The organism is Rhodobacter maris, assembly GCF_900217815.1.
GTDB classification, from domain to species: domain Bacteria; phylum Pseudomonadota; class Alphaproteobacteria; order Rhodobacterales; family Rhodobacteraceae; genus Rhodobacter; species Rhodobacter maris.
Genome location: NZ_OBMT01000002.1, coordinates 329,654 through 354,557, shown reverse-complemented (window position 1 = coordinate 354,557; position 24,904 = coordinate 329,654). Strand labels below are relative to the sequence as shown.

The 24,904-nt window shown below is 65.4% G+C and carries 18 protein-coding genes; 11 read left to right on the top strand and 7 right to left on the bottom strand.

Annotated features, from left to right (window positions below; translation table 11 throughout):
- Positions 1-81: 81 nt before the first annotated feature.
- Entirely contained in the window at positions 82-2,427 is a 2,346-nt protein-coding gene (locus CRO22_RS05810; protein ID WP_097069174.1) for a glycoside hydrolase family 3 N-terminal domain-containing protein, read from the top strand.
- A complete protein-coding gene (locus tag CRO22_RS05805) occupies positions 2,424-3,644 on the top strand; it encodes a glucoamylase family protein (RefSeq protein WP_097069173.1) in 1,221 nt (406 codons plus the stop codon). The genes CRO22_RS05810 and CRO22_RS05805 overlap by 4 nt, the downstream gene beginning before the upstream one ends.
- Here the strand turns inward: CRO22_RS05805 and CRO22_RS05800 are convergent.
- The 6 genes from CRO22_RS05800 to CRO22_RS05775 form a co-directional block, all read right to left on the bottom strand.
- Entirely contained in the window at positions 3,612-5,405 is a 1,794-nt protein-coding gene (locus CRO22_RS05800) for an ABC transporter ATP-binding protein/permease (RefSeq protein WP_176518553.1), read from the bottom strand. The genes CRO22_RS05805 and CRO22_RS05800 overlap by 33 nt on opposite strands.
- A 117-nt stretch (positions 5,406-5,522) precedes the next feature.
- Positions 5,523-6,446: an FAD:protein FMN transferase gene (locus CRO22_RS05795; protein ID WP_097069171.1), complete on the bottom strand. Its 924-nt coding sequence runs from the start codon at positions 6,444-6,446 to the stop codon at positions 5,523-5,525.
- On the bottom strand, positions 6,427-8,634 hold the full coding sequence (locus tag CRO22_RS05790) for a PepSY domain-containing protein (RefSeq protein WP_097069170.1): 2,208 nt from the start codon (positions 8,632-8,634) through the stop codon (positions 6,427-6,429). The genes CRO22_RS05795 and CRO22_RS05790 overlap by 20 nt, the downstream gene beginning before the upstream one ends.
- Before the next feature lie 24 nt (positions 8,635-8,658).
- The gene (locus CRO22_RS05785) at positions 8,659-9,126 is read right to left on the bottom strand and encodes a DUF2271 domain-containing protein (RefSeq protein ID WP_097069169.1); all 468 of its coding nucleotides are present in this window, start codon (positions 9,124-9,126) and stop codon (positions 8,659-8,661) included.
- Positions 9,127-9,138: 12 nt separating this feature from the next.
- Positions 9,139-9,597 carry a hypothetical protein gene (locus CRO22_RS05780; RefSeq protein ID WP_097069168.1) on the bottom strand — a complete coding sequence of 153 codons (459 nt, stop codon included), beginning with the start codon at positions 9,595-9,597 and terminating at the stop codon, positions 9,139-9,141.
- A gap of 145 nt (positions 9,598-9,742) precedes the next feature.
- Complete coding sequence (locus tag CRO22_RS05775; protein WP_097069167.1) at positions 9,743-10,096, bottom strand: PepSY domain-containing protein; 354 nt, start codon at positions 10,094-10,096, stop codon at positions 9,743-9,745.
- Positions 10,097-10,225: 129 nt separating this feature from the next.
- On the opposite strand from CRO22_RS05775, the gene CRO22_RS05770 reads away from it, so the two are divergent.
- From CRO22_RS05770 to CRO22_RS05760, 3 genes are all read left to right on the top strand, one after another.
- Complete coding sequence (locus tag CRO22_RS05770) at positions 10,226-10,885, top strand: response regulator (RefSeq protein WP_097069166.1); 660 nt, start codon at positions 10,226-10,228, stop codon at positions 10,883-10,885.
- Positions 10,882-12,228 carry a sensor histidine kinase gene (locus CRO22_RS05765; RefSeq protein WP_097069165.1) on the top strand — a complete coding sequence of 449 codons (1,347 nt, stop codon included), beginning with the start codon at positions 10,882-10,884 and terminating at the stop codon, positions 12,226-12,228. The genes CRO22_RS05770 and CRO22_RS05765 overlap by 4 nt, the downstream gene beginning before the upstream one ends.
- 184 nt (positions 12,229-12,412) lie before the next feature.
- The gene (locus CRO22_RS05760; protein ID WP_097069164.1) at positions 12,413-14,692 is read left to right on the top strand and encodes a methyl-accepting chemotaxis protein; all 2,280 of its coding nucleotides are present in this window, start codon (positions 12,413-12,415) and stop codon (positions 14,690-14,692) included.
- An 85-nt stretch (positions 14,693-14,777) separates the two neighbouring features.
- On the opposite strand, the gene serS is transcribed toward CRO22_RS05760, so the two are convergent.
- Complete coding sequence (serS, locus tag CRO22_RS05755; protein WP_097069163.1) at positions 14,778-16,067, bottom strand: serine--tRNA ligase; 1,290 nt, start codon at positions 16,065-16,067, stop codon at positions 14,778-14,780.
- Between the two features lie 223 nt (positions 16,068-16,290).
- Here serS and CRO22_RS05750 point away from each other — a divergent pair, with 223 nt between their 5' ends.
- The 6 genes from CRO22_RS05750 to CRO22_RS05730 all read left to right on the top strand — a co-directional run bounded on the left by CRO22_RS05750 (position 16,291) and on the right by CRO22_RS05730 (position 24,748).
- Entirely contained in the window at positions 16,291-17,271 is a 981-nt protein-coding gene (locus tag CRO22_RS05750; RefSeq protein WP_097069162.1) for an efflux RND transporter periplasmic adaptor subunit, read from the top strand.
- A complete protein-coding gene (locus tag CRO22_RS05745; protein WP_097069161.1) occupies positions 17,261-20,506 on the top strand; it encodes an efflux RND transporter permease subunit in 3,246 nt (1,081 codons plus the stop codon). Before CRO22_RS05750 ends, CRO22_RS05745 begins: the two co-directional genes overlap by 11 nt.
- A 981-nt stretch (positions 20,507-21,487) precedes the next feature.
- Positions 21,488-22,048 carry a recombinase family protein gene (locus tag CRO22_RS05740; protein ID WP_097069160.1) on the top strand — a complete coding sequence of 187 codons (561 nt, stop codon included), beginning with the start codon at positions 21,488-21,490 and terminating at the stop codon, positions 22,046-22,048.
- 206 nt (positions 22,049-22,254) lie between these two features.
- Positions 22,255-23,400: a hypothetical protein gene (locus tag CRO22_RS18635; RefSeq protein WP_141399415.1), complete on the top strand. Its 1,146-nt coding sequence runs from the start codon at positions 22,255-22,257 to the stop codon at positions 23,398-23,400.
- 391 nt (positions 23,401-23,791) lie between these two features.
- Positions 23,792-24,307: a BRO-N domain-containing protein gene (locus CRO22_RS05735; RefSeq protein WP_097069159.1), complete on the top strand. Its 516-nt coding sequence runs from the start codon at positions 23,792-23,794 to the stop codon at positions 24,305-24,307.
- A gap of 81 nt (positions 24,308-24,388) precedes the next feature.
- Entirely contained in the window at positions 24,389-24,748 is a 360-nt protein-coding gene (locus CRO22_RS05730) for a hypothetical protein (RefSeq protein ID WP_097069158.1), read from the top strand.
- Positions 24,749-24,904: the final 156 nt, after the last annotated feature.

Sequence of the window (24,904 nt, the reverse complement as noted above, 5' to 3'; positions counted from 1 at the left end):
CCTCACGTGACCGTGGCCCGGGCCCGCTTGCGCCGCGCCCCGGCGCGGTCCACTCTCGCCCGAGGCGTGAGGAGGCAAACCATGTCCGAACCGGCTGCAATGACCCGTTTTCTTGATGATCTTCTGGCGCGGATGACGCTTGCCGACAAGATCGGTCAACTCAACTTTCCCCATGCTGCGGGCCTGCCGACGACCGGCGCCGCCAAGGGCGCCGATACCGAAACGTTGATCCGGCGCGGCCAGCTTTGCGGCACCTCGGCCGGGACGACGATCCCGGAGCGGCGACGGCTGCAGCGCATGGCGCTCGAGGAGGCGCCGCAGGGCATTCCCCTTTTTTTCGCCCGCGACTGTCTGCAGCGCTACATCACCTGCGGGCCGATTCCGCTCGCACTTTCGTGCAGTTGGAGCCCGGGGCTGATGCGCCGCATCGCCGCGATGACGGCGGCGGAGGCGCGCGCCGATGGCGTCAGCCTGACCTGGGCGCCGATGCTCGACATCTCCTACGACGCGCGCTGGGGGCGCGTGGCCGAGGGGCATGGCGAGCTGCCCTATCTCTCCGCCCGTCTCGCCGAGGCGCTGATCGAGGGCTATCAGGGCGCGGATAACAACATGGCCCGCCCCGACCGGATGATGACCACGCTGAAGCATTTCGCGGGGTACGGGCTCGCGGTGGCCGGGCGCGATTATGCCATTGTCGAGGCGAGCCCGGCCACGCTGATGCGCATCATGGAGCCGTTCCGGGCGGGCGTTGCGGCAGGCGCGGGCGCGGTGATGGTGGCCTTTTCCGCGCTCAACGACATTCCCGCAACCGCGCACCGCGTGCTGTTGCAAGACATCTTGCGCGAAAAGTTCGGTTTCGAGGGCATGATCGTGACCGATTTCACCGCGATCGACCCGGAGCTGATCCATCACGGCATTGCCTCCGATGCGCGTGCCGCCGCCTATCTTGCCTTCAAGGCGGGGGTGACGGTCGATCTGGTCTCGGGCGCCTTCCTGCGCCATCTTGCGGCCTTGGTCGAGGAGGGCCGCCGCGCCCCGCAGGCGCGCCCCTTCGGCCCGGTGACGGTGGCCGAAATCACCGCGCGCGCGCGTCAGGTGCTCGCCGCAAAATACCGGCTCGGACTTTTTGACGACCCCTATATGGGGCTCGATGAAGAGCGGCGGGCAAAAGTGATCCGCGCGCCCGAACATGTGGCGCTGGCGCGCGAGGCGGCGGCGCGCTCGCTCGTTTTGCTCAAGAACACGGGCGCGCTGCCGCTGAAGCGTCAGGGCACGCTCGCGCTGATCGGCCCGCTTGCGCATTCGCGCATCGACATGCAGGGCACCTGGGCGATCGACGTGAACCCGGCCGACAGCGTCACGCTGCTTGAGGGGCTGCGCGCGGCGGCGGGGCCAAATCTTGCCGTGGTCCATGCCAAGGGCTGTTCGATCGTCGAGGATCCGGACCTTGCCGCCCGGCTCAACATGCACAACCGCACCATGCCCTCGGTGCCGCCGGAAGAACGCCCGCTGACGGAAATGCTGGCCGAGGCGCGCACGCTTGCGGGCCAGGCCGACGCGGTGGTGCTGGCCCTTGGCGAGGCGAAGGAACATGCGGGTGAGAGCGCGACACGGCTCGACATCGCGTTGCCCGGGGCGCAGTCACGGCTGCTGGCCGAGGTGGCGGCGGTGGCGCAGGCGCGGGGCGTGCCGCTGATCGTTGTCGTTCTGGCGGGGCGGCCGCTTGCGCTTGCCGATGCCGCCGAGCTTGCCGATGCGCTGATCTGGACCGGGCATCCGGGCGCCGAGGGCGGCCCGGCGATCGCCGAGGTTCTGTTCGGCGACCGGTCCCCCGAAGGGCGGCTCTCGATGGCGCTGCCGCGCCATGTGGGGCAACTGCCGCTTCGGACCGAGGATCTGCCCTCGGGGCGCCCGCCCGGGGGGATCGGCGTCGATGTCGCGGGCGATCATGCGCTCGATGAGCATGGCCAGCACGTGTTTCGCAAATTCACCACTGCCTGCATCCTCGAAAGCCCGTTCACGCCGCTTTTTCCCGCGGGGTTCGGGCTCACCTACACGCGCTTCGCCCATGGAATGCCGGAGATTTCCTCGACCCGGTTGCAAGGCGCCGATGCAGTGCTCGAGATCGCGCTGCCGGTCACCAACACCGGTGCGCGGGCGGGGGTGGAACTGGTCACGCTCTGGCTGCGCGACCCGGTGGCGGAGATCTCGCGCCCGGTGCGCGAACTGAAGGGCTTCGCGCGGATCCCCCTTGCGCCCGGCGAGACGAAGCAGGCGCTGTTTCAGCTCACCGCGGAGCATCTCGCCTATGACCGCGGCACCGATCTCGGTGCGATGCGGCGCGACTGGGAGGGGGGCGAGTTTCGCCTGACGGTCGGGCCGCATGCGTTTGAGGGGCAGGAGATCTCGATCTGGTGGTCGAAATGAGAGGGGCGCGGCTCCTCGACCGGATCCAGGCCGAGACGCTGCGTTATTTCACCACCTTCGCCCATCCCGTCAGCGGCATGGCGCGCGAGCGGCTGGGCGATCCGGCCTTCGATCCTGTGGTGACGACGGGGGGCACCGGCTTTGGCCTGATGGCGCTGATCGTGGGGGCCGAGCGGGGCTTTGTGGCGCGCGACGCGGTGATCGCGCAGATCGCGCGCATCACCCATCATCTTGAGGCATCGCCGCGCTACCGCGGCGCCTTTCCACATTGGATGGACGGGACAAGTGGCACGACCATCGCCTTTTCGCCCCATGACGATGGTGGCGATATCGTCGAGACCGCTTTTTTGATGATGGGTATTCTGACGGCACGGCAATGGCTTGGCGCCGTCGATCCGGGGCTTGCGGCGCGTCTCGATGCGCTCTGGCGCGGGGTCGACTGGGCGGGCTTCTGCCCGCGGCCGGAGGCGATGCACTGGCACTGGAGCCCGACGCGTGGTTTCGGGCGGCTCGCGCTTGGCGGTTGGCACGAGGCGCTTGTGACCTTCCTCCTCGCGGCGGGCGCGCCCGAGCATCCCATCGACCCTGCGGCCTATCATCTGGGCTGGAAAGGGAGCGCGAGCTTTCGCAACGGTCAGACGTATCATCGCATCCGCCTGCCGCTCGGGCCAGAGGCGGGCGGGCCGCTTTTCTTTGCGCATTACAGCTTCATGGGGCTTGATCCGCGCGGGCTGATCGAGGGCGGCATCGATTATTTCGCGCAAAACCGGGCGCAGGTGCGCATCAACCTTGCCCATTGCCGCGCCAATCCGGGCGGTTTTGCGGGCTATGGCCCGGCCTGGGGGCTCACCGCCTGCGACGGGCCGGATGGCTACAATGCCTTTTCGCCCACAAACGATCATGGCGTGATCGCGCCAACCGGGGCGCTTGCCTCAATGCCCTATCTGCCCGGTCCGGCGCTGGCTGCCGCGCGCCATTACGCGAGCCACAGGGGCGGCGCGCTCTGGGGGGCCTGCGGCTTTTATGATGCCTTCTGCGACAGCCGCGACTGGGTGGCCCAAAGCCATCTGGCCATTGATCAGGGGCCGATCGTGGGCATGATCGAAAATGCCCGCTCGGGGCTTTTGTGGCGGCTTTTCATGTCGGCGCCCGAGGTGCGACTGGGCCTTGACAGGCTTGGCTTTTCAAGCCCCTGGCTCGGAGCCCGCGACCTCTGAGGCGGTCCCTTGTGGAGCTTCCGTAACAATCGCCACCTCCCGCGGGAAGACCCCGGGCGGGGTCGCGCCATTGCCGATGTCGAGCATCCCCATGTCCTTCAGCTCGCCATGGAGAAGCGTGAGCACATGGGCGAGCGCGTCCGGGTCGAGGCTGATCAGCGCGTCATCCATCACGAGCCAGTCGGGCCGGTGCAGCGCGACGCGGGCAAAGGCGAGGCTCTGCTTGTCGCTCTCGCCCAGATTGCGCGCCCAGTGGTGCTCTTCCTCAAGCTGGGAGGAGAGGCCCGCGAGCCCCACGGCTGCGAGCGCAGAGACCATTCGCTCGCGCGGAAAACTTTCGGCCGCATCGGGATAGGCGAGCACATCGCACAGCCGCCCCGGCGGCAGATAGGCGCGGGTGGGAATGAACTGCACCCGTTCGGGCGCGGGCAGGGCAAGGCAGCCCTCTCCCTCTTCGGCAAGCCCCGCAATGGCCCGGAACAGAAGCGTTTTTCCTGATCCGGAGCTGCCGCGCAAAAGCATCCGCTCACCCGGGGCAAGGCGGATATGATCCTCGGACAGGCGTACGGTGATCTGCGGCGTGGCGATGCGCAGGCCGGAGATCTCGATTCCGCCGGAGCTGATCGCGCGGGTGATATTGCCCTGTGCCGCGGTGCAATCCACCCCTTCCAGCCGGTCGAGCGCGCGCTGGAAGGCGATGACGCGGAACAGCGTCGCGCGCCAGGTGGCGATGGAAGCGAAATTGTTGATGAACCAGCGCAGCGACCCCTGCACCTGGTTGAAGGCGCCCACCACGAGCATCAGCTCGCCAATCGTCATGTCTGTGCTGAAATAGAACGGGGCAGCCGCGACGATCGGGGCAATCTGTGTCAGCCAGCCCGAGCCGGCGGTGACCCAGGTCAGCCCCACTGTCGCGCGGATCACCGATTTCAGCATCACCACGAGCCGCGCGAAGGCCGCCTCGATCCGGCGTGCCTCGGCCGCCTCGCCGCGCGCGAGCGTGACCTTTTCCGCTGCCTCGTTCACCCGCACGATTTCGAAGCGGAAATCCGCCTCGCGCGCCGCGCTTTCGGCTGTCATCGGCACAAGGCGGCGGCCGACGCGCCAGCTGAGCCAGGAGGCGAGCCCGGCATAGGCCAGCGCGCACCAGACCATGAAGCCGGGGATCACGTAGGTGTGACCGCTCAGTGTGATCGTCAGCCCCTCGGAATGATGCCAGAGCACCCCGATGAAGGAAAAAAGCAGCAGCGAGGCCTGAAAGAGACCGACTCCGAGCGCGACGGTCAGATCGGCCAGAAGGTCGATATCGGCCTGAAGTCGCTGGTCGGGGTTTTCGCCGATCCGTCCTGCGCGGGCGAGCGCGAGCGCCTTGCCGGGCACGAGCCAGCTCGCCAGAACCGAGGCCACAAGGCCACGCCGCAGACTGAGCTTCAGCGTGCGGTCGATCCAGGTCTGCGAGACGTTGAGCACCAGAAGCAGCCCCGCCAGAATGCCGAAAACGCCCAGTTGCGTCAGAAAGGCCGCGAAATCCTTGCGCGTGAGCGCATCGTAGAAGGGTTGGTTCCAGGCGTTGAGCTGGATCTGCATGAAGGCGGTGAGCCCGATCACCACGACGATACCGCCGATCAGGCCCATCAGAGCGCGGCCCTGATGGTCGCGCCGCAGGAGCCGGGCAAAATCGCGCAACTGGCCGATGAAGCCGGCATCGGGCCGGTCTTCCGGGGCGAGGTCTTGCGACTTGAGGCTGGAAGGGCTGCTCATCAGAACCTTGTGGCGCGGTTTGGGGCAGCAAAGCGCCATTCCGGGGTGGGTGCAAGCGCGGCGTGGTGCCGCGAGGGGCCCGCCTGTCCGGTTTCGCACGGGGCGGTGAGCGAATAGTTAAGCCCTGCTCGCCGCGGCCCGGTCTTCAAGCGCCACCACTTCGGCCCCGAGGCGTGCGGCGAGCGCCTTGCCGCGCGTGGCGCCAAGCACCATCACCGCACTCGCAATTGCGTCGGCGCGCATGCAGCTTTGCGCGAGCACGGTGACGGAGGCGGGGCTTTTGAGCAATGGCGCGCCGGTGGCCGGGTCCATCGTATGGGCAAGGTGGCGGTCGCCGAGAGTGACGAAATGACGGTAATCGCCCGAGGTGGCAAGTGCCATATCCTTGATCTCGAACATGGAATGGATGGCTCGGGTGCCGATTTCCGGCTTTTCCAGCGCCACGGTCCAGCCGCGCCCGTCGGGCTGGGCGCCGAGCGCGGCAAGCTCGCCGTCGATTGCCGCGAGCGCATGGCTGAGCCCGTGCGCTTTTGCCTCGCGGATCAGCCGGTCCACCCCGTAGCCCTTGGCGATGCCGCACATATCGAGCGTGATCTCGGCAGTTTTGCGCGCGCAATTGCGGCCTAGGGCAAGCTCAAGCACCTCAAAGCTCGGGCGGCGCAACTTGGCGCGCGCGGCGCGGATTGCGGCCTCATCGGCAGGCACCGGGCCAAAGCCCCAGGCGCGCACCGCATCCCCCATGCCGATCTCGAAGGCGCCCTGCGAGGCGCGGCCGATCTCGAGCGCGGTTTCGAGCACCTCCATCAGCGCCGGTGGCAGTGGGTGCCAGACCCCGACCGGGGCGCGGTTGAACCGCATCAGATCGCTGTCCGGGGTCCAGGTCGACATCTGCCGGTCGACCTCGTCGACGGTGGCCTGAAACCCGGCCTGAAGGGGGACAAGGTCGGTGCCGGGAGGCGCGAAGAGCACCACGGACCAGCGTGTGCCCATGGTCGGGCCGCTGAGCACCTGACGGGTGAGATCAGTAGACATCTTCGACATAACGCCCCTTTTCCTTCAGGCTGGCCGGGCTCTCGCCCACACGCGCGGCGATCTCGCTCAACGCGTCGCGCACCGCCTCCGCCATCTCGCGCCCGCCGCAAACCATGATCTGCGCGCCGCCCTTGATCAGCTTCGCGACAGCCTCGGCATCAGCCCGAAGCGCATCCTGCACATAGCTGCGCGCTTCGCTGCGCGAAAAGGCGGTGGTGAGGCGGGTGAGTTGCCCCGATTGCTGCCAGAGCGCGCAATCTTCGCCGTAAAGCAGGTCGCTTTGCGGGCTGCGCGCGCCAAAATAAAGATGCATCGGCCGGTGGCGGCGATTGGCGCGCAAGAACCCGGCCAGCGGCCCGATGCCGGTGCCCGCACCGATCAGGATCACCGGCTTGCGGCCCGGTTGCGGGCGGAAGCCCGGGTTGCGGCGCAAAAAGCCTTCGATCCGGTCCCCGGGGGCAAGGTCGGTGAGTTGCCCCGAGCACAGCCCGCCCGGATGCCGACGCACGCAGATTTCCAGAAATCCGTCACGCGCCGAGGAGGCGAGTGAGTAGAACCGGGGCACCTCGGAGCCGCGCGGCAGGATGCCGATCAGATCGCCCGCTTCGAAGCAGGAAAAGCCTTTTCCGGCGAGGCGGTGCAGCAGGGTGTAGCTTGGGAGCGCGAAGCGCAGGATGGTGGTCGGCGCCTGCACCTCGGCGCCATAGTCGCGCCGGGAGACAAGCGTGAGCGCCTCCGTGCTGGGTCGCTCGGGCAGGTGGGTGAGGTCGAGCGGCACCCCGATGGCGGCGCCGAAATCGCGCGACCAGCGGGTGAAATCCTGCGCCGATTGCCGGTCCACCCGGCCCATCGGCATCATCTCGGCCCAGCCTGCGGTGCGGGCCGCCGCGACGAGCGTTTCGGCATAACCGCAAAAGGCGGGGAAGGAACGGTCGCCAAAGCCGAGCACGGCGAAGGGTGCCTTCGGGGGTGTTTTCAGGCGCGCGATGCGCTCGGCCACGCCGCGGGCGGCGGTCGGCGCCTCGCCCTCGCCATAGGTGGCGGCAAGGATCGCAAAGCGCTCCGCATGGGGGAAGCGCGCCGGATCGAAGCGCGAAAGCGCGCCGGTATGAACGGCCAGCCCCGCCGCGGTGAGGCCTTTGTGGAGCGTGCGGGCAAAGCCCCAGGTCGAGCCCCCCTCCGAGGCGACAAGGATCACGGTTTGCGCCTTCATCGGGGCGGCATTGGCCTTGATCCGGCTGCCATAGGTCTGGGCGCTGCGCCATTGGGTGAAGCCCGTCCAGCCGAGCACCGGCACCGCCAGCGCCATCAGCCCGAGGATGAGCCCGAGCGTTTCCGCGCCCTGCCCGGTGTGCAGCATCACCATCACCTCAGTCACGCGTTCGAAAAAGCCCGGCGTGGTGAAGGAGAGCATCTGCCCGGTGCCGGGGTCGATCCGCGCGGCGCCGCCATCGGTGGTGAGTTTGAAGCTGTCTCCCGGCAGGTCGGAAGAAGGAAAAGAGAGCTCTTTCAGCGCGCTCGCCGGAGTTTCAGCGAAAAGCGGGATCTCGGCAAGGGGCAGGGGAGCAAGGCCGGGGAGAGCGCTTTCAGGCGCTGGATCCGTGGCCCCGTCCGGGATCAGCGAGAACACCGAGGCGGTCATCCAGAGCCCAGTGACCGAAGAAAGCACGAGCCCGCCAATGGCAAAACGCGCAAGCTCGGTATGAAGGCGGCTTGCAAGGGGGCCGCGGGCGCGGGCGAACCAGCGGTTCCAGCCACCCATGCGGCGGGCGACGAGGAACGCCCCCGAGACGGAGAGCAGGAGCATCAGCCCCGCCCCGACCGCGGCGGTGATCCGCCCGCCGTCGCCCAGCATCAGCTTGCGGTGCAGGTCGGTCAGAAACCTCAGGCCAAACGCCGGATCGGGGCTGCCGATCTCGGCGCCGGTCGCCGGGTCGATCACTGCGGCGCCGGGGGTGCCGCCCTCGAACCACCAGGCCACCACGCGCCCCGAAGGCGCGCGGCGGATCTGTTCGATCCCCGGATGGGCCGTGGCGACGCGCGTTGCGAGATCGGCCACCGAGAGGTTGCTCTCCGCCTGCGGCACGGCGAGCCGCTCCGCCATCGGGTAAAGCGAGAGCGCCGCGCCGGTGACGGCGAGCAGGAGCACAAGCACAAGGGCCAGAAGCCCGGGCCAGCGGTGGAAAAATCGCAACACGGATCTGCCCTCCGGATCAGGGGGTTACTTGGACACCGTCACGCTTTGCACGTAGCGTTTGCCGGGCATCTTCTGGCCGAGATTGGCCGAGGTGAGCGGGATCACCACATCATTGGGCTGGTCCGACATTTTCTCGACAGAGCTGTCGACATGGAGCACATAGCCCGCGTCGAAGAGCGCATCCTGCAGATCGAGGGTGATCGTCAGGTTCCGCCCGGCGCCGACCGAGGCGCCGGTGATGCCATCGACCTGCGCGGTATTGCCCCCCGTGGCCGCATACCAGCCGCTCAGGTGCTGGTAATATTTCGCCTTGCCACCCGCCATCCAGAGGCTGCCCAGATAGGCGCCCGAGGCATCGGTGACATAATAGGCGAGATAGGCGCCGTCGCCGCCGTAATTCGTCATCTGCGTGGTGAACGTGACGGGGGTGGCCGCGGCCATGGCGGGCACGAGTGCGGTGGTGAGTGCGAGCGGGGCGTATAGCGGTTTCATGGTTCTGACCTCTCAGTTCGATTGCACTTGCGGCTTGGTGCCGGGGGTGAAGAGCCCGTTCGCCGGGGCATCGGTCGTGCCCGCGGCCGCGGGGCTCTGGGCGCAGTTCGTGGCGCCGGGCGGGCAATTGCGGCCATCGTGATCGCCGTGGTGGCCGTGGCGGCCCCCGTGGTCGTCATCATCATCATCGTCATCGTCATCATCGAACATGCCGAAGAACCAGCCGCCGTGGCCATGGCCATCGGCGAGCCGCACCGGCGCCGTGGACGTGGTGACCGGCGCGGGGGCGGGGCGGTTTGCGAAGAGGAGGTTGGCCGAGGTCTCGGTAGCCGGGGCGGGGGCAGGGGCGGGGACGGAAAGCTGCGCCGCGGTCCCGGGGAGGGCGGCATCGATCGGAGCGGCGGAAAGCGCGCCGAAGATGCTCGTGGTGGCAAGCGCGGCAAGGGCAAAGAGGGGAAGAGCGGATTTCATCGCATGTCCTTTCAGTGTCAAAGGGGGCAGGCAACAGGCTCCCGCCCGCCGGAATCGGCAGGAGAAAACCCGGGAGAGGGGAGGCGCGCAGCGGTCCGACCAAGGAAAGCCGCTGCGCGCCGGTCAGGGCGCGGGGGCGCCCGTCTCAGTCGGGGGGCGCGTGTTTCTGACGCCTGCCCGATTTCTGATCTTCTTCGTCATCGTCGTCGTCGCCGCCGTGGCGCCGATGCGGCACGCCCTGACGCAGCACCGCAAGCGAGCCCGGGTCGAGCCGCATCCAGAGCCGCTGGCCGGAGGCATCGACGGCATCGACTTCGTAACACCCATCGTCGATCTTGATGCGCACCACGCTCAGCCCCGCGCCTTCAAGCGCCGCCTGCACCGCCTCGCGCGGTTGCCAGTCGGTCATCGGCACGTTGCAGCGCGCCATCTCATGCGCGCTGGCCGGCGCCGCCGCCAGCGCGGCGAGCAAGAGCGGCAGGGAGAGCTTCGTCGTCATGGTGTCCTCCGATCAGGATGAGGATGTTCTGACCTGCGAATCTGACACCAACCTGACCCCGGCAAAATTATCCGTTCAGCTTGCCGTCAGCTTCGGGCGCGATAGGGTGGGGGCAATCGGGAGGTTCGGATGCGCATCCTCATCGTGGAAGACGACGCCGTTCTCGGTGCGGCCGTGCGCGACCAGCTCGCGGCCGATGGCCATTCCGTCGACTGGGTGACCCGGCTCGATGCCGCTGCCGAGGCGATGGCGGTGGCGCATCACGACCTGATCGCGCTCGATCTGATGTTGCCCGACGGGCGTGGCATTCCTTTTCTCAAGCACCTGCGTGCGGCAGGGGCGCTGACGCCCGTGATCATTCTGACCGCCCTCGATCAGGTCTCCGACCGGATCGAGGGGCTCAATGCGGGGGCGGACGACTATCTTGTGAAGCCCTTCGATCTGAGCGAGCTCTCCGCACGGGTGGGCTCGGTGGCGCGTCGCTATGTCGGAAACCCCAACCCACTGATAAAAATTGAAGATCTTGAGGTGGATCTGGCCGGGCGGAGGCTTGCACGGGCGGGGCGGGCGGTGCCGCTCACCGCGCGGGAATGGGCGCTCCTCGAGGCGCTCCTGAGCCGCCCGGGCCAGATCTTTTCGAAAGCGGCGCTCGAGGAGCGGCTTTATTCCTTCGACGACGAGATCGGCTCGAACACGCTCGAAGTCTTGGTGAGCCGGCTGCGCAAGAAGCTCGGCCCGGGGTTGATCGAAACCGAACGCGGCCTTGGCTACCGGCTGCGCAAGCCATGAAGGGCTGGTCGCTGCAAACCCGGCTCGCGCTCGCGCTGGGCGCGCTGGTGGTGACCTTGTGGGCGGCGGGGGCGGCGTTTACCGCGCATCGGCTGCTCGCCCGGGTGGATGCCGTCTTCGATGCGGAGATCGAGGCGACGGCGGAGCGGATCCTGCCGCTTGCGGTGACCGAGGTGCTTGGCCGCGAAGAGGGCGAAACCGGCACGCAAATCCTGCCGCTTCTGCGCGATGACAGCGGCGAGCAGCCGATGATCTATATCGTGCGCGCCTCGGGCGGGGAGGTGCTGATGCTGTCGCATGGCGCCACCGAGACAGATTTTCCGCCCTATGCGGGGCCGGGCTTCCGCACTGCGCGGGGGCTGCGGATCTATGAGGATGCCGCGCTGCGCGGCGCGGTGACGATTGCCGTGGCCGAACCCGTTACGCATCGCCGGGCGCTCCGGCGCGAGCTTATGGTCGGGCTATTCGCGCCGCTCGCGGTGCTTTTGCCGCTGACTCTTGCGGGGATCGTGGCGCTGACGCGACTCGGCTTTGCGCCGCTGCGCCGGTTCCGGCTTCGGCTCGGGCGCCGCTCGGGCGCCGATCTCGCTCCGGTGCCGCTTGATGATCTGCCCGCCGAGGCGCTGCCGCTTGCCGAGACGATCAACCGCCTGCTGGCGCGGCTCTCGGCCGCTTTCGAGGCCGAGCGCGGCTTTGCGGCCAATGCCGCGCATGAGTTGCGCACGCCGCTTGCGGGCGCGATCGCGCAGGTGCAGCGGTTGCGTGCCGAGACCGCCGAGCCCGGAACCGCCGCGCGCGCGGGCGAGATCGAGACGGTGCTTAAACGGCTGACACGGCTCTCCGAAGGGCTGATGAGCCTTGCGCGCGCCGAGGGCGGGCAATTGCGACGGCCCGGGCGATGCGATCTGGCTGTGGTGCTGCGGCTCGTGGCGGAGGATGCGGCGCGGCTTGCGGGCGGGGCCGAACTGCGCCTCGATCTGCCGCAGGCCGGGATGCTCTCGGATCTCGACCCGGATCTGTTCGGCATATTGGCGCGCAACCTGATCGCCAATGCGCTGCGCCACGGCACGCCGGGCGCGCCGATCCGGGTCCGGCTTGAGCCGGAGGGGCGGCTCGTGGTCGAGAATGACTGCGCGGCCCTGCCGCCAGCGGATCTGGCACGAATCGCGGCACGGTTCGAGCGCGCCGCGGGCGCCGGGGCAGAGGGAGCGGGGCTCGGCCTCGCGATTGCCCGCGCGATCGTGGAGCGGGCGGGTGGCGGGCTCGATCTTGCCTCCCCGATTCCGAGAGCGGCGCAGGGCTTCCGGGCGAGCGCGCATTTCCTGCCCGATCAGCCGCAGTAAGGCGCCAACCCGACGCCCCCCGCCGGTCAGGAAAAGTTAACCTGAACAGACTTTTACACTGTGATCACGATTGCGGCGCAGGGTCGCAGCCGGGCCGAATCTCGGCCCGAACCGGGTGATCTTTACAGGATATTTCCGTTTTCGGAGAACTCTGCGCGCAACATTTTCCGCGAAGAGGTCGACCGTGATCAATCCTTTCCGAACCGTCTCGGGCAAGCTCGTGCTTGTCACCGGCGCGGCGATTGCCGTGATCTTGCTCAGTTACACTGCCTATAACGGCTGGCGCACCTCGGTGCGGGTCAATGAACAGGTGATCGAACTGGCCAGCACGCAGGCGCGCAATGCTTCGAACGAAATCTCCCAGCAGCTCACCGAAGCCACCTCGGCTGGGGCGGCGCTGGCCGGGATGATCGAAGGCATGCTGGCGAAAGAACCCGTCTCCACCGATGCGCTGATCGCCATGCTCGAGACCGTGCCCGAGCATTACGACACGCTGTTCTCGGCCTGGATGTCGGGTCTGCCCGACGGTTCCACCGACCCTTATCTGACCGGCGAGAGCGGGCGCAATGCCGCGGGGGTGTTCACTCCTTACTGGACCAAAGCCGCTGCCGGCGGGCTCGATTTCTCGACCTTCGACATCGACGAGACGCAGATGTGGTTCAAGGGGCCGGTGACCAGCGGCGAGAGCCTGCTGACTGAACCCTATGTTGCCAACGAGGGCTACATGATCACCTCCGTCTCGGTGCCGGTGCGCGTCGAGGGCAAGGTGGTCGGACTGGTCGGCGTCGATATCACTCTCAAGGCGATGACCGACATGCTGGCGACGCTGAAGCCTTTCGAGGGCAGCCGCATGACGCTTGTCGATGGGGGCGGCAAATGGGTGGCGAACCCCGATCCGGAGCTTTTGACAAAACCCTACGAGGGTCAGGGCGCCAATGAAGTTCAGGCGGCGCTCGCCGATGGCGAGATGCGGGTGATCTCCGGGTTCGACGGGGGCGCAAAGCGGATCGTCTATCCGTTCCGCGCACGCGGGGCCAATGTCACCTGGGCTGTCATTTTTGATGTGCCGGGAGACGTGTTCGCGGCGCCCGTGCGCCATGATGTGCTCACCACCTCGCTTGGCGGGCTCCTGATTCTGCTGATGGCGGTGGGCTCGAACTTCCTGGCATCGACGCTGATGGTGCGCCGACCGCTCGCGAGGATGCTTTCGACTGTCGACGGGCTTGCCCTGGGCGAGTGCGACACGCCGGTGACCGGGGTGGCGCGGCGTGACGAGATCGGGGCGATGGCGCGGGCCGTGGAAACGTTGCGGCAAAGGCTGCTCGAACGGCGCGCGCTTGAGGCGGAGCAGAAGCGCTTGCAGGCCGAGACCGAGGCGGCGCGGGAGCGACGTGACCAGCAGGAAGAGGCGATCCGCGTCGAGCGCGAGGCACGTCAGGCCGAGGATGCGGCGCGCGAGCAGCGTCAGCGGGTCGAGGCCGAGGCGCAACGCGCGCAGGAAGAAGCGGTGCGGGCCGCGCATGAGGCGGAGCAGGGCGCGGTGGTCGAAACACTCGCCACGGGCCTGCGCGGTCTTGCGGCGGGCCGGCTCGATGTGGCGATCGAACGGCGTTTTCCCGAGGGCTACGATCAGCTGCGGCAGGATTTCAACGAGACGGTGAGCCGGCTTTCGGAGCTGATCGGCGCGATCCGCGCCACCACCTCGGGCATCGTGGGCGGGGTGCAGGAGATCACCGGCGCGGCGTCGAACCTGTCGAGCCAGACCGAATCTTCGGCGGCAACACTGGCAGAGACGGCGGCGGCGCTGAACGCGCTGACCAATTCGGTACAGGCGGCGGCGCAGAATGCGCGCCGGGTCGATGGCGCGATGCGGACAGCCACCGACGAGGCACAGAATTCGAGCCGGGTGGTTGACGAGACAGTGGCGGCGATGGGGGCGATTCAGGACTCCTCGGCACAGATCTCGCGCATTACCTCGGTGATCGACGATATCGCCTTCCAGACCAACCTTCTGGCGCTGAATGCGGGCGTCGAGGCCGCGCGGGCGGGCGAGGCCGGGCGGGGCTTTGCCGTGGTCGCCTCGGAGGTGCGGGCTCTGGCCCAGCGGGCCTCCGAAGCGGCGAGCGAGATCAATGCGCTGATCTCTGATTCGGGCGCGCAAGTGAGCAATGGCGTGACACTCGTTGGCCGGGCGGGCGCGGCGCTTGAGGCGATCGTGAAGTCAATCGACCAGATCTCCGGCCATGTGCGCGAGATCGCCGCTTCCGCCGATGAGCAGGCCTCGGGGATTGCCGAGATCAACACCGCCATGGGGCAGCTTGACCGGGCACAGCAACAGAATGCAGCCGGGTTCGAGGAAACGGCGGCGGCCTGCATGGGGCTGAACGAGCAGGCGCAGGGTCTGGGTCAGTTGATGGCGCAGTTCCAGGTGGGGGGCGCCGCCGGCAGGGCGGAGGCCGCCTGAAGCCTCGCCTCAGGCAAAGAAAAGGGCGGGCCTGCTGGCCCGCCCGTTCCGTTTCACCCCGGCGGGGCCGACGGGAAAGCTTCGGTCAGACCAGCTTGCCGTCGACGAGCCGCGTTTTGCCACCAAGATAGGGGTGGAGCGCGGCGGGCAGGGTGACCGAGCCGTCTTCCTCCTGCCCGTTTTCGAGCACGGCGATCAGGCAGCGTCCGACCGCGAGCCCCGAGCCGTTCAGCGTGGCGACGAAATCGGGCTTGCCGCCCGCCGCGGGCTTGAACCGGCCGTTCATCCGCCGCGCCTGAAACTGGCCGCAGGTCGAGACCGAAGAGATCTCGCGATAGGTGTTCTGCCCCGGCAGCCAGACTTCGAGATCATGGGTTTTCTGCGCGCCGAACCCCATGTCGCCGGTGCAGAGCACGATGCGCCGATAGGGCAGGCCGAGCCGCTCCAGCACCGCCTCGGCGCAGGTCGTCATGCGCTCATGTTCGGCCAGCGCCTGATCGGGATGGCAGATCGTCACCATCTCCACCTTCTCGAACTGGTGCTGACGCAGCATGCCGGAGGTGTCCTTGCCCGCCGAGCCGGCCTCGGAGCGGAAACAGTTGGTATGCGCCGTCATTCGGCAGGGCAGCGCTGCCTCGTCCCAGACCTCGCCCGCGACCATGTTCGTCAACGTCACTTCCGAGGTCGGGATGAGCCACCAGCCATTCGTCGTCTCATAGCTGTCTTCGGCGAATTTCGGCAATTGCCCGGTGCCGAGCATCGCCTCGGCGCGCACCAGAACCGGGGTGATCGTTTCGGTCAGATCATGTTCGCTCACATGCAGATCGAGCATGAATTGCGCGAGCGCCCGGTGCACCCGTGCCACACCCGACTTGAGCACGACGAAACGCGCGCCCGAAAGCTTCGCCGCGGTCTCGAAATCCATGGCCGCGCCCACGGCGGAAAGCGCGTAATGCTCTTTCGGTGCGAAATCAAACGCGCGCGGCGTGCCCCAGCGGCGGATTTCGACATTGCCTGCCTCGTCTGCGCCTTCGGGCACTTCCGCAAGCGGGCTGTTCGGGATCGTCAGCAGTTTGTCGCGCAGTTCGGCATCGAGCGTGGCGGCTTCGGCCTGAAGCGCTGCCACCTCGGATTTCTTTTCCGCCACGAGCGTGCGCAGCCGCTCGAATTCGGCCTCGTCACCCTTGGCCTTGGCGGCGCCCACCTCTTTTGCGGCAGCGTTTTGCGCGGCCTGCGCTGTCTCGGCGGCGAGAATCGCGCCGCGGCGGCGTTCGTCGAGTGCCAGCACCTCCGACGACAGCGGCGCGAGCCCCCGGCGCGCGAGATCGGCATCGAACTGGGCGGGATTTTCGCGAATGGCGCGGATGTCGTGCATGAAAGCCTCCGGAACTGCTGCGATGCGTTTAGCATAATTGCCGGGCCAGAAAAGCCCCGCGCTGGCCCGCCGGGCCACGACGCGCGCGAAACCGTGACCGAAGCGCTTGGGGGGCTTGCGGATGCGGCCTATAATGCGCTAAGAGCTCAAATATTCAAAAACCGGAATATCAAGCCTCCGATATAAAGCCTTGGGTGAGGCCGCACAGGGAAGGGATGACGCCATGAAACTCTTTGTCGTGACGTTGGTTGCGCTTGCGGGGCTTGTGCCGCAGCTCGCGCTGGCCGAAGCCGGCTATCGGGTGGTGCCGACGATGGTCACCGACTGGAAGACGGTCTACGGCCAGATCGAGGCGAAGGACCAGATCCCGGCGCGGGCACGGCTCGGGGGCACGCTCGTGGAATTGAGCGTTTCCGAGGGCGACATGGTGACGGCGGGGCAGGAACTTGGCCGCGTCGTCGATGCGAAGATCGCCTTTCAGCTCGATGCGCTCAATGCGCAGATTGCCGCGCTCGAGAGCCAGATGGCGAATGCCGAACGCGAGTTGACCCGGGGCGAGGAACTCAAGACCCGCGGCGTGATCACCTCGCAGGCGCTTGACAGCCTGCGCACCGAGGCCGAGGTGGTGGCGCGTCAGCTCGAGGCACAGAAGGCAAGCAAGCAGGTGACCGAGCAACAGGCGAGCGAGGGTGCGGTACTCGCGCCGATCGCCGGAAAGGTGCTTGATGTGCCGGTGACCAAAGGATCGGTGCTGCTTTCGGGCGAGACCGTGGCGACGGTGGGCGGCGGCGGCTTTTACCTCCGGCTCTCTGTCCCCGAACGCTTCGCCGATGCGCTGCAGGAAGGCGCGCGGATCTCCATCGATACGGCCGGGCAGTCGGCCGAGGGCACGCTTGCGAAGATCTATCCGCAGATCGAGAGCGGGCGCGTGGAAGCCGATGTCGAAGTCGCGGGTCTCAATTCCGAATTTGTCGGCGCCCGGGTCCTGGTGAAGCTGCCGCTCGCGATGCGCGAGGCGGTGCTGATCCCGGCTGCGATGGTGCGCACCCGCTCCGGGCTCGATTTCGTGACTGTCTCCGGGCCGGGCGGCACGGTGGAACGCGCCGTGGTTCCCGGGCCGGTCGAGGTGATCGAGGGCAAGCCGATGGTCGAGATCCTGTCCGGGTTGACCGGCGGCGAAGAGGTGGTGGCTTATGTCGACTGAACTTCCTCCCGAAGCGGCGGGCGCCGATCTGCCGCAAGCCAAGCTCGGCATCGCGGGGCGTCTGACCAAAAGCTTCATCGGCTCTGCGCTCACACCGCTGTTCATCCTTGCGGCGCTGGCCGTGGGGCTCGTGGCGCTCGTCAACCTCCCGCGCGAGGAAGAGCCGCAGATCTCGGTGCCGATGGTCGACATCCATATTCAGGCCCCCGGCCTGAAAGCCGAAGATGCGATGAAGCTCGTCACCGAGCCGATGGAAACCATCGTCACCTCGATCAACGAGGTGGAACACGTCTATTCCCGCACCATGGATGATTACGCGCTGGTGATGGCACGGTTCATTGTCGGCACCTCATCCGATGCGGCGATCCTGCGGGTGCATGAAAAGGTCAAGGCGAACCTCGACCGCATTCCCACCGGCATCGACGAGCCGATCATCGTCGGGCGCGGCATCGACGATGTGGCGATTGTCTCGCTCACGCTCTCGGGCAAGCCCGGCACCGAGATCGGCGCCAATGACCTGACCCGCATCACCCGCGAATTGCAGACCGAGGTGACGAAGATCGAGAACGTCGGGCTGACCTATATTGTCGGCGAGGCGACCGAGGCGATCCGGATCTCGCCCGACCCGGAGCGGCTCGCGCTTTATGGCGTCACCCTGCAACAGCTCTCGCAGAAGGTTGAGCAGGCGAACCGGAGCTTCAACACCGGGCGGCTGCGTGACGGCGGCGAGCAGATCGACCTTGTCGCGGGCAAGACGCTGGTGGCACCCGCCGAGATCGCCGGGCTTTTGCTCACCGCGCGCGACGGCCGCCCGGTCTATGTCGCTGACGTGGCCGATGTCGCCTATGTGGGCGACACCTCGGAGCATATCGTGGCCAATGTCACGCGGGAGGGGGAGGCCCTCCATCGCTCCCCCGCCGTGACGCTCGCGATTGCAAAGCGCGCGGGCGCCAATGCCGTGGTTGTGGGCGAGGCGATCCTTGAGCGGGTGCACGAACTTGAGGGCACGCTCATTCCGGGAAGTGTCGAAGTGCAGGTGACGCGCGATTATGGCGAGACGGCGAACGAGAAGGCGAACGAGCTCCTGTTCCATCTCGGACTCGCGACGATCTCGATCATCGCGCTTGTGTTCTTTGCCATCGGCTGGCGTGAAAGCATCGTCGTGGCCATCGTCATTCCGGTGACGATCCTGCTCACGCTCTTTGCCGCCAATGCGATGGGCTTCACGCTGAACCGGGTGAGCCTTTTTGCGCTCATTTTCTCGATCGGGATTCTGGTCGACGATGCGATCGTGGTGATCGAGAATATCGCGCGGCACTGGGCGATGAAAACGCCCGGAGACCGGGTGCAAAAGGCGATCGAGGCGGTGGCGGAGGTGGGCAACCCCACCATTGTTGCCACCCTCACCGTGGTCGCCGCGCTTTTGCCGATGCTCGCCGTCTCGGGTCTGATGGGCCCCTACATGTCGCCCATTCCTTCGGTGGCCTCCGCGGCGATGATCTTTTCCTTCTTCGTTGCGGTGATGATCACGCCATGGCTGATGGTGAAAATCGCCGGGCGGGCCGATATGTCGGCGCATGGTGCGGGCGATGGTCACGGGCATCATGCCCATGGCGGCAAGCTGGGTGCGCTTTACACCCGCGTGGCGCGGCCGATCCTTGCCAGCAAGGGGCGCTCGGGGCTCTTCCTGCTGGCCACGGTGGTGCTCTCCTTCGGCTCGCTTGGCCTCCTTTACACCAAGGACGTGACGGTCAAGCTCCTGCCGTTTGACAACAAATCCGAGCTCTCCGTGGTGATCGACCTGCCCGAGGGCTCTTCGGTCGAGGCAACGGATGCCGTCGCCCAGCAGATTGCCGCAGAGGTCACGCAGATGCCCGAGGTGATCTCGGTGCAGACCCATGCCGGCACCGCCGCGCCCTTCAACTTCAACGGGCTGGTGCGGCATTACTATCTGCGCGAATATCCGTGGCAGGGCGATGTGCAGATCAACCTCAAGGGCAAGGACGACCGCGACCGGACGAGCCATGCGATCGCGCTTGAGATCCGCAAGCGGGTGAATGCGCTTGCCCTCCCCGAGGGCACGCGGCTGATGACGGTGGAACCGCCGCCCGGGCCGCCGGTGATCTCGACGCTTCTGGCCGAGGTCTATGGCCCCGATGCCGAGACCCGGCGCGAGGCCGCGCGCAAGATCGAACAGGCGTTCCGTTCGGTGCCCTTCATTGTGGATGTCGACAATTCCTTCGGCGTTGAGGCGCGACGGCTGCGCGCCACGGTGAACCCCGACAACCTCGAATTCTATTCCGTCGAGGAAAGCGATGTGTTCGACACGCTCGCGCTTCTGAATGGCTCGACGACGGTTGGCTATTCGCATCGCGACAACGAACGCACGCCGCTGCCCATCGTGATGGAACGCGCCAAGGGCACGAAAGTGATGGACGAGGCGACGCTGGCAACGCCGATCCCGGCCAATGTGCTGCCCGGCGCGCGTGGGGTGGTGGAATTGGGCGACGTGGTCGCGGTGCGCGCGGAAAAAGCCTCCTTCCCGATCTTCCGCCACAACGGACGCGAGGCGGAGATGGTCACGGCCGAACTCGCCGGCAGCTTCGAGGCGCCGCTTTACGGTATGCTCGCGGTGGGCGACGCGCTGGATGCGATGGACTGGGCCGAGGGTACCAAGCCCGAGATCAGCCTGCACGGCCAGCCCGAGGACGAGAGCCATGTCACGCTTTTGTGGGATGGCGAATGGGAGGTGACCTGGGTCACTTTCCGCGACATGGGCGGGGCTTTCGGCATCGCGCTGGTCGGCATCTACATCCTTGTCGTGGCGCAATTCGGCTCGTTCCGGCTGCCGCTTGTCGTGCTGACCCCGGTGCCGCTCACCTTCCTCGGCATCATGCTGGGGCATATGATGTTCTCGGCACCGTTCTCCGCCACCTCGATGATCGGTTTCATCGCACTCGCGGGCATCATCGTGCGCAATTCGATCCTGCTCGTCGATTTCATCCGCCATGCCGACCGGGCGGGCAAATCCGAGATCGACATCCTGATCGAGGCGGGCGCGATCCGGTTCAAGCCGATCTTGCTCACGGCGATTGCGGCGATGATCGGCGCGGCGGTGATCCTTGCCGATCCGATCTTCCAGGGGCTGGCGATCTCGCTTCTCTTCGGGCTCCTGAGCTCCACGCTGCTCACAGTACTGGTGATCCCGGCGATCTACCGGATCTTCAAGACCTGACCGGGCTCGCGGTGAGGCCAAAACGCCCTTCGCTTGCGAAGGGCGTTTTGGTTTGTGATGGCTGATCTCGGGGGGCCTGCGATGCGTGCCGCACTTGCAAGCCACTCATTCACCATCACCGAGGAATTTGATGCCTGCGCGGTCCACCAACAGGTTGAGAAGGCGCTCCGCCGCGGTCTTCTTCGGGAAAGCGAAGCGGCCGGAGCTCTACAAATACCTTGAGTATTGCAGGTGAGTCACGAAGGGCAAAAACCGTCAGGCCACCGCAGCTGCCCTGCACCCCGGTTACATGGATATTGCCAGCTTCCCGACTTGGTTTGCCCGACGAGCTTCAAGGCAAGTCCCATGTGTGCCCCTGCGTGCCCGGATGTGCACCGGAAGGGACGCAAGTGCCAGAATATATTGAGGAAATTGACCACAAAGGGGGGCTGATGGAGCGGGTGACGGGAGCCGATTTGCAAAATGAAATCTCGTCAGAACCCGGCTTTTCTTTTTATTCTCAATGGCTTCCGGCTTTCGCGCCCTCCGGTCAGTGTTGCCGTGTGTGCTTGGCGTCGTTCGCTTGTGCACGGACGATAGGGCGCCTCCACCGCGAGCGCCAGCGCAAATGCTGCGCATGGCCTGATATTTTGTCGGAAAAATTCGAGCCTCCACCTCGACCGAAGGGACGGCGCGCGATCCCCCCCGGTGGCCTCCCGCTTCGGCCCGCCCGGCATCTACCGCTGCCCGCCTGACGTCCACATTCCCCGCCCGCCCCGACGCCGTCTCCCGCGGACTTGCCAGCGCCAACGAACCGAGGCGCAAGCCCCTGTCGGGCGCTTCTCCTGCATGAGCGATGACTCGCCCGGATCTCTCTGGAGCTTGCCCTTGAGAGACGTCTCACGGCACCCCGAAAGCCGTCCCGTAGACATACCTATTGCATTTCGAGACGGCCCACTGTATCACGTCTAAAACTTCATCGGGACAATCGGAGGCTAGACCATGATCGTCGGATATGCCCGCACATCGACCACGGAACAAAAGGCGGGGCTTGCGGCCCAACTTCGCGACCTTGCCGCCCACGGCTGCGATAAGGTGTTTCAGGAGGAGGTTTCCTCGGTGGACAAGGACAAGCGCTTGCAGCTTGAGGCCGCGCTCGACTTCCTCCGCGAAGGGGACGTGCTCGTTGTGACCAAACTGGACCGCCTCGCCCGCTCCGTGAAGCACCTCCTCGACATTACCGAGCGGCTCGCCGCCAAAGGAGCGGCCCTCCGCATCCTCGGAATGGGCATCGACACGGGCACCCCGAACGGGCGCCTTATGCTGACCTTGCTGGGCGGCATTGCGCAGTTCGAGCGGGAGATCATGCTTGAGCGGCAACGCGAGGGCATCGCCAAGGCCAAAGCCGAGGGCAAGTATCGGGGCCGCAAGCCCACGGATGCGGGCAAGGCGGAGGAGCTGCGGCGTCTGGTCAGCGACGACGGGCTGAGCCCGACCGAGGCGGCGAAGCGTGTCGGCATGGGCCGCGCCACGGCTTACAGGCTGATCAAGGAGGGGGCATGAGTGTGGCGGAAATGCAACTGCGCCTCTCGCTATCTGTTTTGTTTTCCCGGGCATAACTCTTGCGACGAAGCGTTTGCGCGGTGTTTGCATTAAGCGCTCCGCCCTCTGCATAGTCTATGGGGCGCACCGTAAGATTATCTCTTTATTTCGTGCGAGCTGCATTCTAACCTGCAGACAGTTGATTGCTTTTTGGAGGTAATTCGAACATGCGACGCCTGATGGTTGGGGTGGCGGCGTTGACCGTTGCCGCTGGTACTGTATTTGCGGATGACACATCAAGGATTGCACCGGATGAAGGCATTTGGTCCGCTGAGTATCGAGATGGGAGGAACGGATATCTGAATATCGATTTTATATCTGCTGATGGCGTTGGTGAACTGGATCTTTTTTCAAAAAACTGGCTGGAAGGCCGCGCGGAGGTTCTCTGCGATTATTTTTTTGAAATAGATGGCGGAACTATCGATCAGGCGTACATCCGCTCCGGACATAGTAACAACGTTTCGTTTTGTCCGACAGATATCTCTTTTGCAACCGCTCGTACCGGTGCAGATACATTGAAGCTCACACTGGATTCGGCAATGGCAACTCAGTTACGCCTCGAAGAAATTGATCTTCAAGCGGCTTATCGGCCATTGCGCGATGAGGAACGTCTTGTGCCCGTTGAAGGTCTAAATATTCTCGGATTGAGGACGGGGCAAAAACGGGCGGAGGCAGAAAAAATACTAAAAGGAGCTGGCTTCGCTCTTCAACCAAATCCTGCTATTAGGAGATATGATGGATTTGTTTACTCTTCGGAGCTTTGGGAGCGTAATGCAAATGACTCTGACGGGAGTAGTGATGATATCATAATTAGCTGGACGACAAAATTCGACCACATTGAGGATGAAGAAAGAATTCTTGCGCTTTCTCGGGATTGGAAAATTCCTCAAAGCTCTCGTATGGATCAGGCGACGTTGATCGGTGCGTTGAGCGAAAAGTACGATGTCGACTTGTCGACAAATAGCGTGTCGGTGACATATACTCGCTCAGGCGACGTTGCTGATCGAGGTTTTTGTGGCGAAGGAAGCCTTGAAACGCCGCTTTTTCCAAGTGCAAACGATTTACAGTCAAGGGCGCGTGGGAAAATTAGAGCCTTCTCTCCAAAGATTAGCCCCTATTGCGGTCAGTTTATTAGCATCAGCGCTCAGTCAGATGGATACAGTGGGATGGCTGATACTCTTCGGATTGACATTGCAGATTCAGATATGGTGTGGGAAAATTTCTGGATAGAAGCGGAGTATTTCCAAAAAAAGAGATGCTCTGAAATCCTAGACAAACTCCGGGGTGCGACGCGCGGCGCACCTGAACTCTGAACGCCATGGTTGTTTTTTTATTATAGGATCGATAGCGTGACACTTCTCAGGACACGGTAAACTGCGACCTGTCAACCATCTATGTTGTTGGCGATATTGAAAATGGGTCGCGGTGAACGCAACTTGGCAACGCTCGCCTTCTTGGGAAAAATGTCCGGCCGTTTCCTGCGCATTGCGTCTTTCCCCGCGCGGGCCCCGGATCGCTGCTTTCGACAACTGCCGTGGATGCATAGCAAAAACCTATCGGGCGGATCAGTCGGCGAACTTCACACAAACGGCGGGGTCTTAGAAGCCTAACCGTCCCTCCGGCATACGAAGTAAGAACACCCGAGGCTCCGCAAAACGCGGGGCCTTTTGCTTTCCTGAACGAGAACCTCAAGGAACCCCTACCATGAACGCCATCAACCCCATCGTGCTCCCCGGCAAGAGCTTCGACCTGAACACCTTCACCTTCAACGGGCACACGCTGCGCACGGTGACTTTCAACGGCATCCTCCGGTTCCCGTGCGTGGACGTCGCCCACCTTCTCGGGCTTAACCCGGACAGCTTCACGTCCAACATGCGCCGCATCACCAATCAGGGGCAGCTCCTTTGCGTCACGCGGGCGGAGGCGAAAGTAACCCCGCAACTTGAAGGGGTTCTCTTCCCCAGCTTCGGCGGACGCATCAACCTGATGGACGAACCTGCCCTGTATCTTGCCATCCTCCGCGCCCAGCGGTCCAACCCTGCGGCAAAGGACTTCCAAGACTGGGTGACGCAGGAAGTCATCCCGCGCATCCGCGGCGACGGCGCCTACATCATGGGCGAAGAGAAGATCGCCACTGGCGAGGTCAAGCTCGAAGACTTCTATGAGAGCATGGCCGAAGCGATCCGCGGGAAGGTCGCCGATCCGGGCGAGTGGGTTTGATTACCACGCACCATTGGACATCACAAAATCTGTCCATCCCATTCCGTCACCGTCAACACCCCCTCACGAGGAACTCCCCACATGCCGCAGAACACCATGACCGCCAGCCCCGAAGAAATCGCCGCCCACGAGGGCTCCGCCGCAAACGATCCCGACGCCGAGAGCCTGAGCAGCCTCCCGCCCTCCGTCACCCGTCTTCTGGACCTTGCCGCGGTCTTGGGCATCGACCCCGAGAGGCTCTTGGCGCAATTCGAGGCGCTCTGGGGCGACCCGGAAGCCGACGTTCTGGCCGAAGCCGCAGTCGTCGCCCGTGCCGTGCATGGACTCATTGGCGCCTGTGTCAGTGCAGATCGGATCGCCAAAGCCGCGGCGGTCGCCAAGGCCTTCGCAGATATGTGGGCCGAGGCTCAGGACCGAGCGCCCGGGTTCGTCCATGGTTGATTACAGCGACGTCAACGCCGCGCCGATCTGGGTCGCTGGCAAAGGTCTGGCCCATCCGCCCGGCTGGATCGGCCCCGAGACGCGGGCCTTGATGCGGAAGGCGCAGGAGGACTGCGACGCCTATGAGGCCAGCAAGCAGGGGCACAGCACAAGGAG

Excerpts from the sequence above, each read along its gene's own strand:
- CRO22_RS05810 (WP_097069174.1), top strand. The coding sequence starts at position 82 with ATGTCCGAACCGGCTGCAATGACCCGTTTTCTTGATGATCTTCTGGCG.
- CRO22_RS05805 (WP_097069173.1), top strand. The coding sequence starts at position 2,424 with ATGAGAGGGGCGCGGCTCCTCGACCGGATCCAGGCCGAGACGCTGCGT.
- CRO22_RS05800 (WP_176518553.1), bottom strand. The coding sequence starts at position 5,405 with ATGAGCAGCCCTTCCAGCCTCAAGTCGCAAGACCTCGCCCCGGAAGAC.
- CRO22_RS05795 (WP_097069171.1), bottom strand. The coding sequence starts at position 6,446 with ATGTCGAAGATGTCTACTGATCTCACCCGTCAGGTGCTCAGCGGCCCG.
- CRO22_RS05785 (WP_097069169.1), bottom strand. The coding sequence starts at position 9,126 with ATGAAACCGCTATACGCCCCGCTCGCACTCACCACCGCACTCGTGCCC.
- CRO22_RS05780 (WP_097069168.1), bottom strand. The coding sequence starts at position 9,597 with ATGAAATCCGCTCTTCCCCTCTTTGCCCTTGCCGCGCTTGCCACCACG.
- CRO22_RS05775 (WP_097069167.1), bottom strand. The coding sequence starts at position 10,096 with ATGACGACGAAGCTCTCCCTGCCGCTCTTGCTCGCCGCGCTGGCGGCG.
- CRO22_RS05770 (WP_097069166.1), top strand. The coding sequence starts at position 10,226 with ATGCGCATCCTCATCGTGGAAGACGACGCCGTTCTCGGTGCGGCCGTG.
- CRO22_RS05765 (WP_097069165.1), top strand. The coding sequence starts at position 10,882 with ATGAAGGGCTGGTCGCTGCAAACCCGGCTCGCGCTCGCGCTGGGCGCG.
- serS (WP_097069163.1), bottom strand. The coding sequence starts at position 16,067 with ATGCACGACATCCGCGCCATTCGCGAAAATCCCGCCCAGTTCGATGCC.
- CRO22_RS05750 (WP_097069162.1), top strand. The coding sequence starts at position 16,291 with ATGAAACTCTTTGTCGTGACGTTGGTTGCGCTTGCGGGGCTTGTGCCG.
- CRO22_RS05745 (WP_097069161.1), top strand. The coding sequence starts at position 17,261 with ATGTCGACTGAACTTCCTCCCGAAGCGGCGGGCGCCGATCTGCCGCAA.
- CRO22_RS05740 (WP_097069160.1), top strand. The coding sequence starts at position 21,488 with ATGATCGTCGGATATGCCCGCACATCGACCACGGAACAAAAGGCGGGG.
- CRO22_RS18635 (WP_141399415.1), top strand. The coding sequence starts at position 22,255 with ATGCGACGCCTGATGGTTGGGGTGGCGGCGTTGACCGTTGCCGCTGGT.
- CRO22_RS05735 (WP_097069159.1), top strand. The coding sequence starts at position 23,792 with ATGAACGCCATCAACCCCATCGTGCTCCCCGGCAAGAGCTTCGACCTG.
- CRO22_RS05730 (WP_097069158.1), top strand. The coding sequence starts at position 24,389 with ATGCCGCAGAACACCATGACCGCCAGCCCCGAAGAAATCGCCGCCCAC.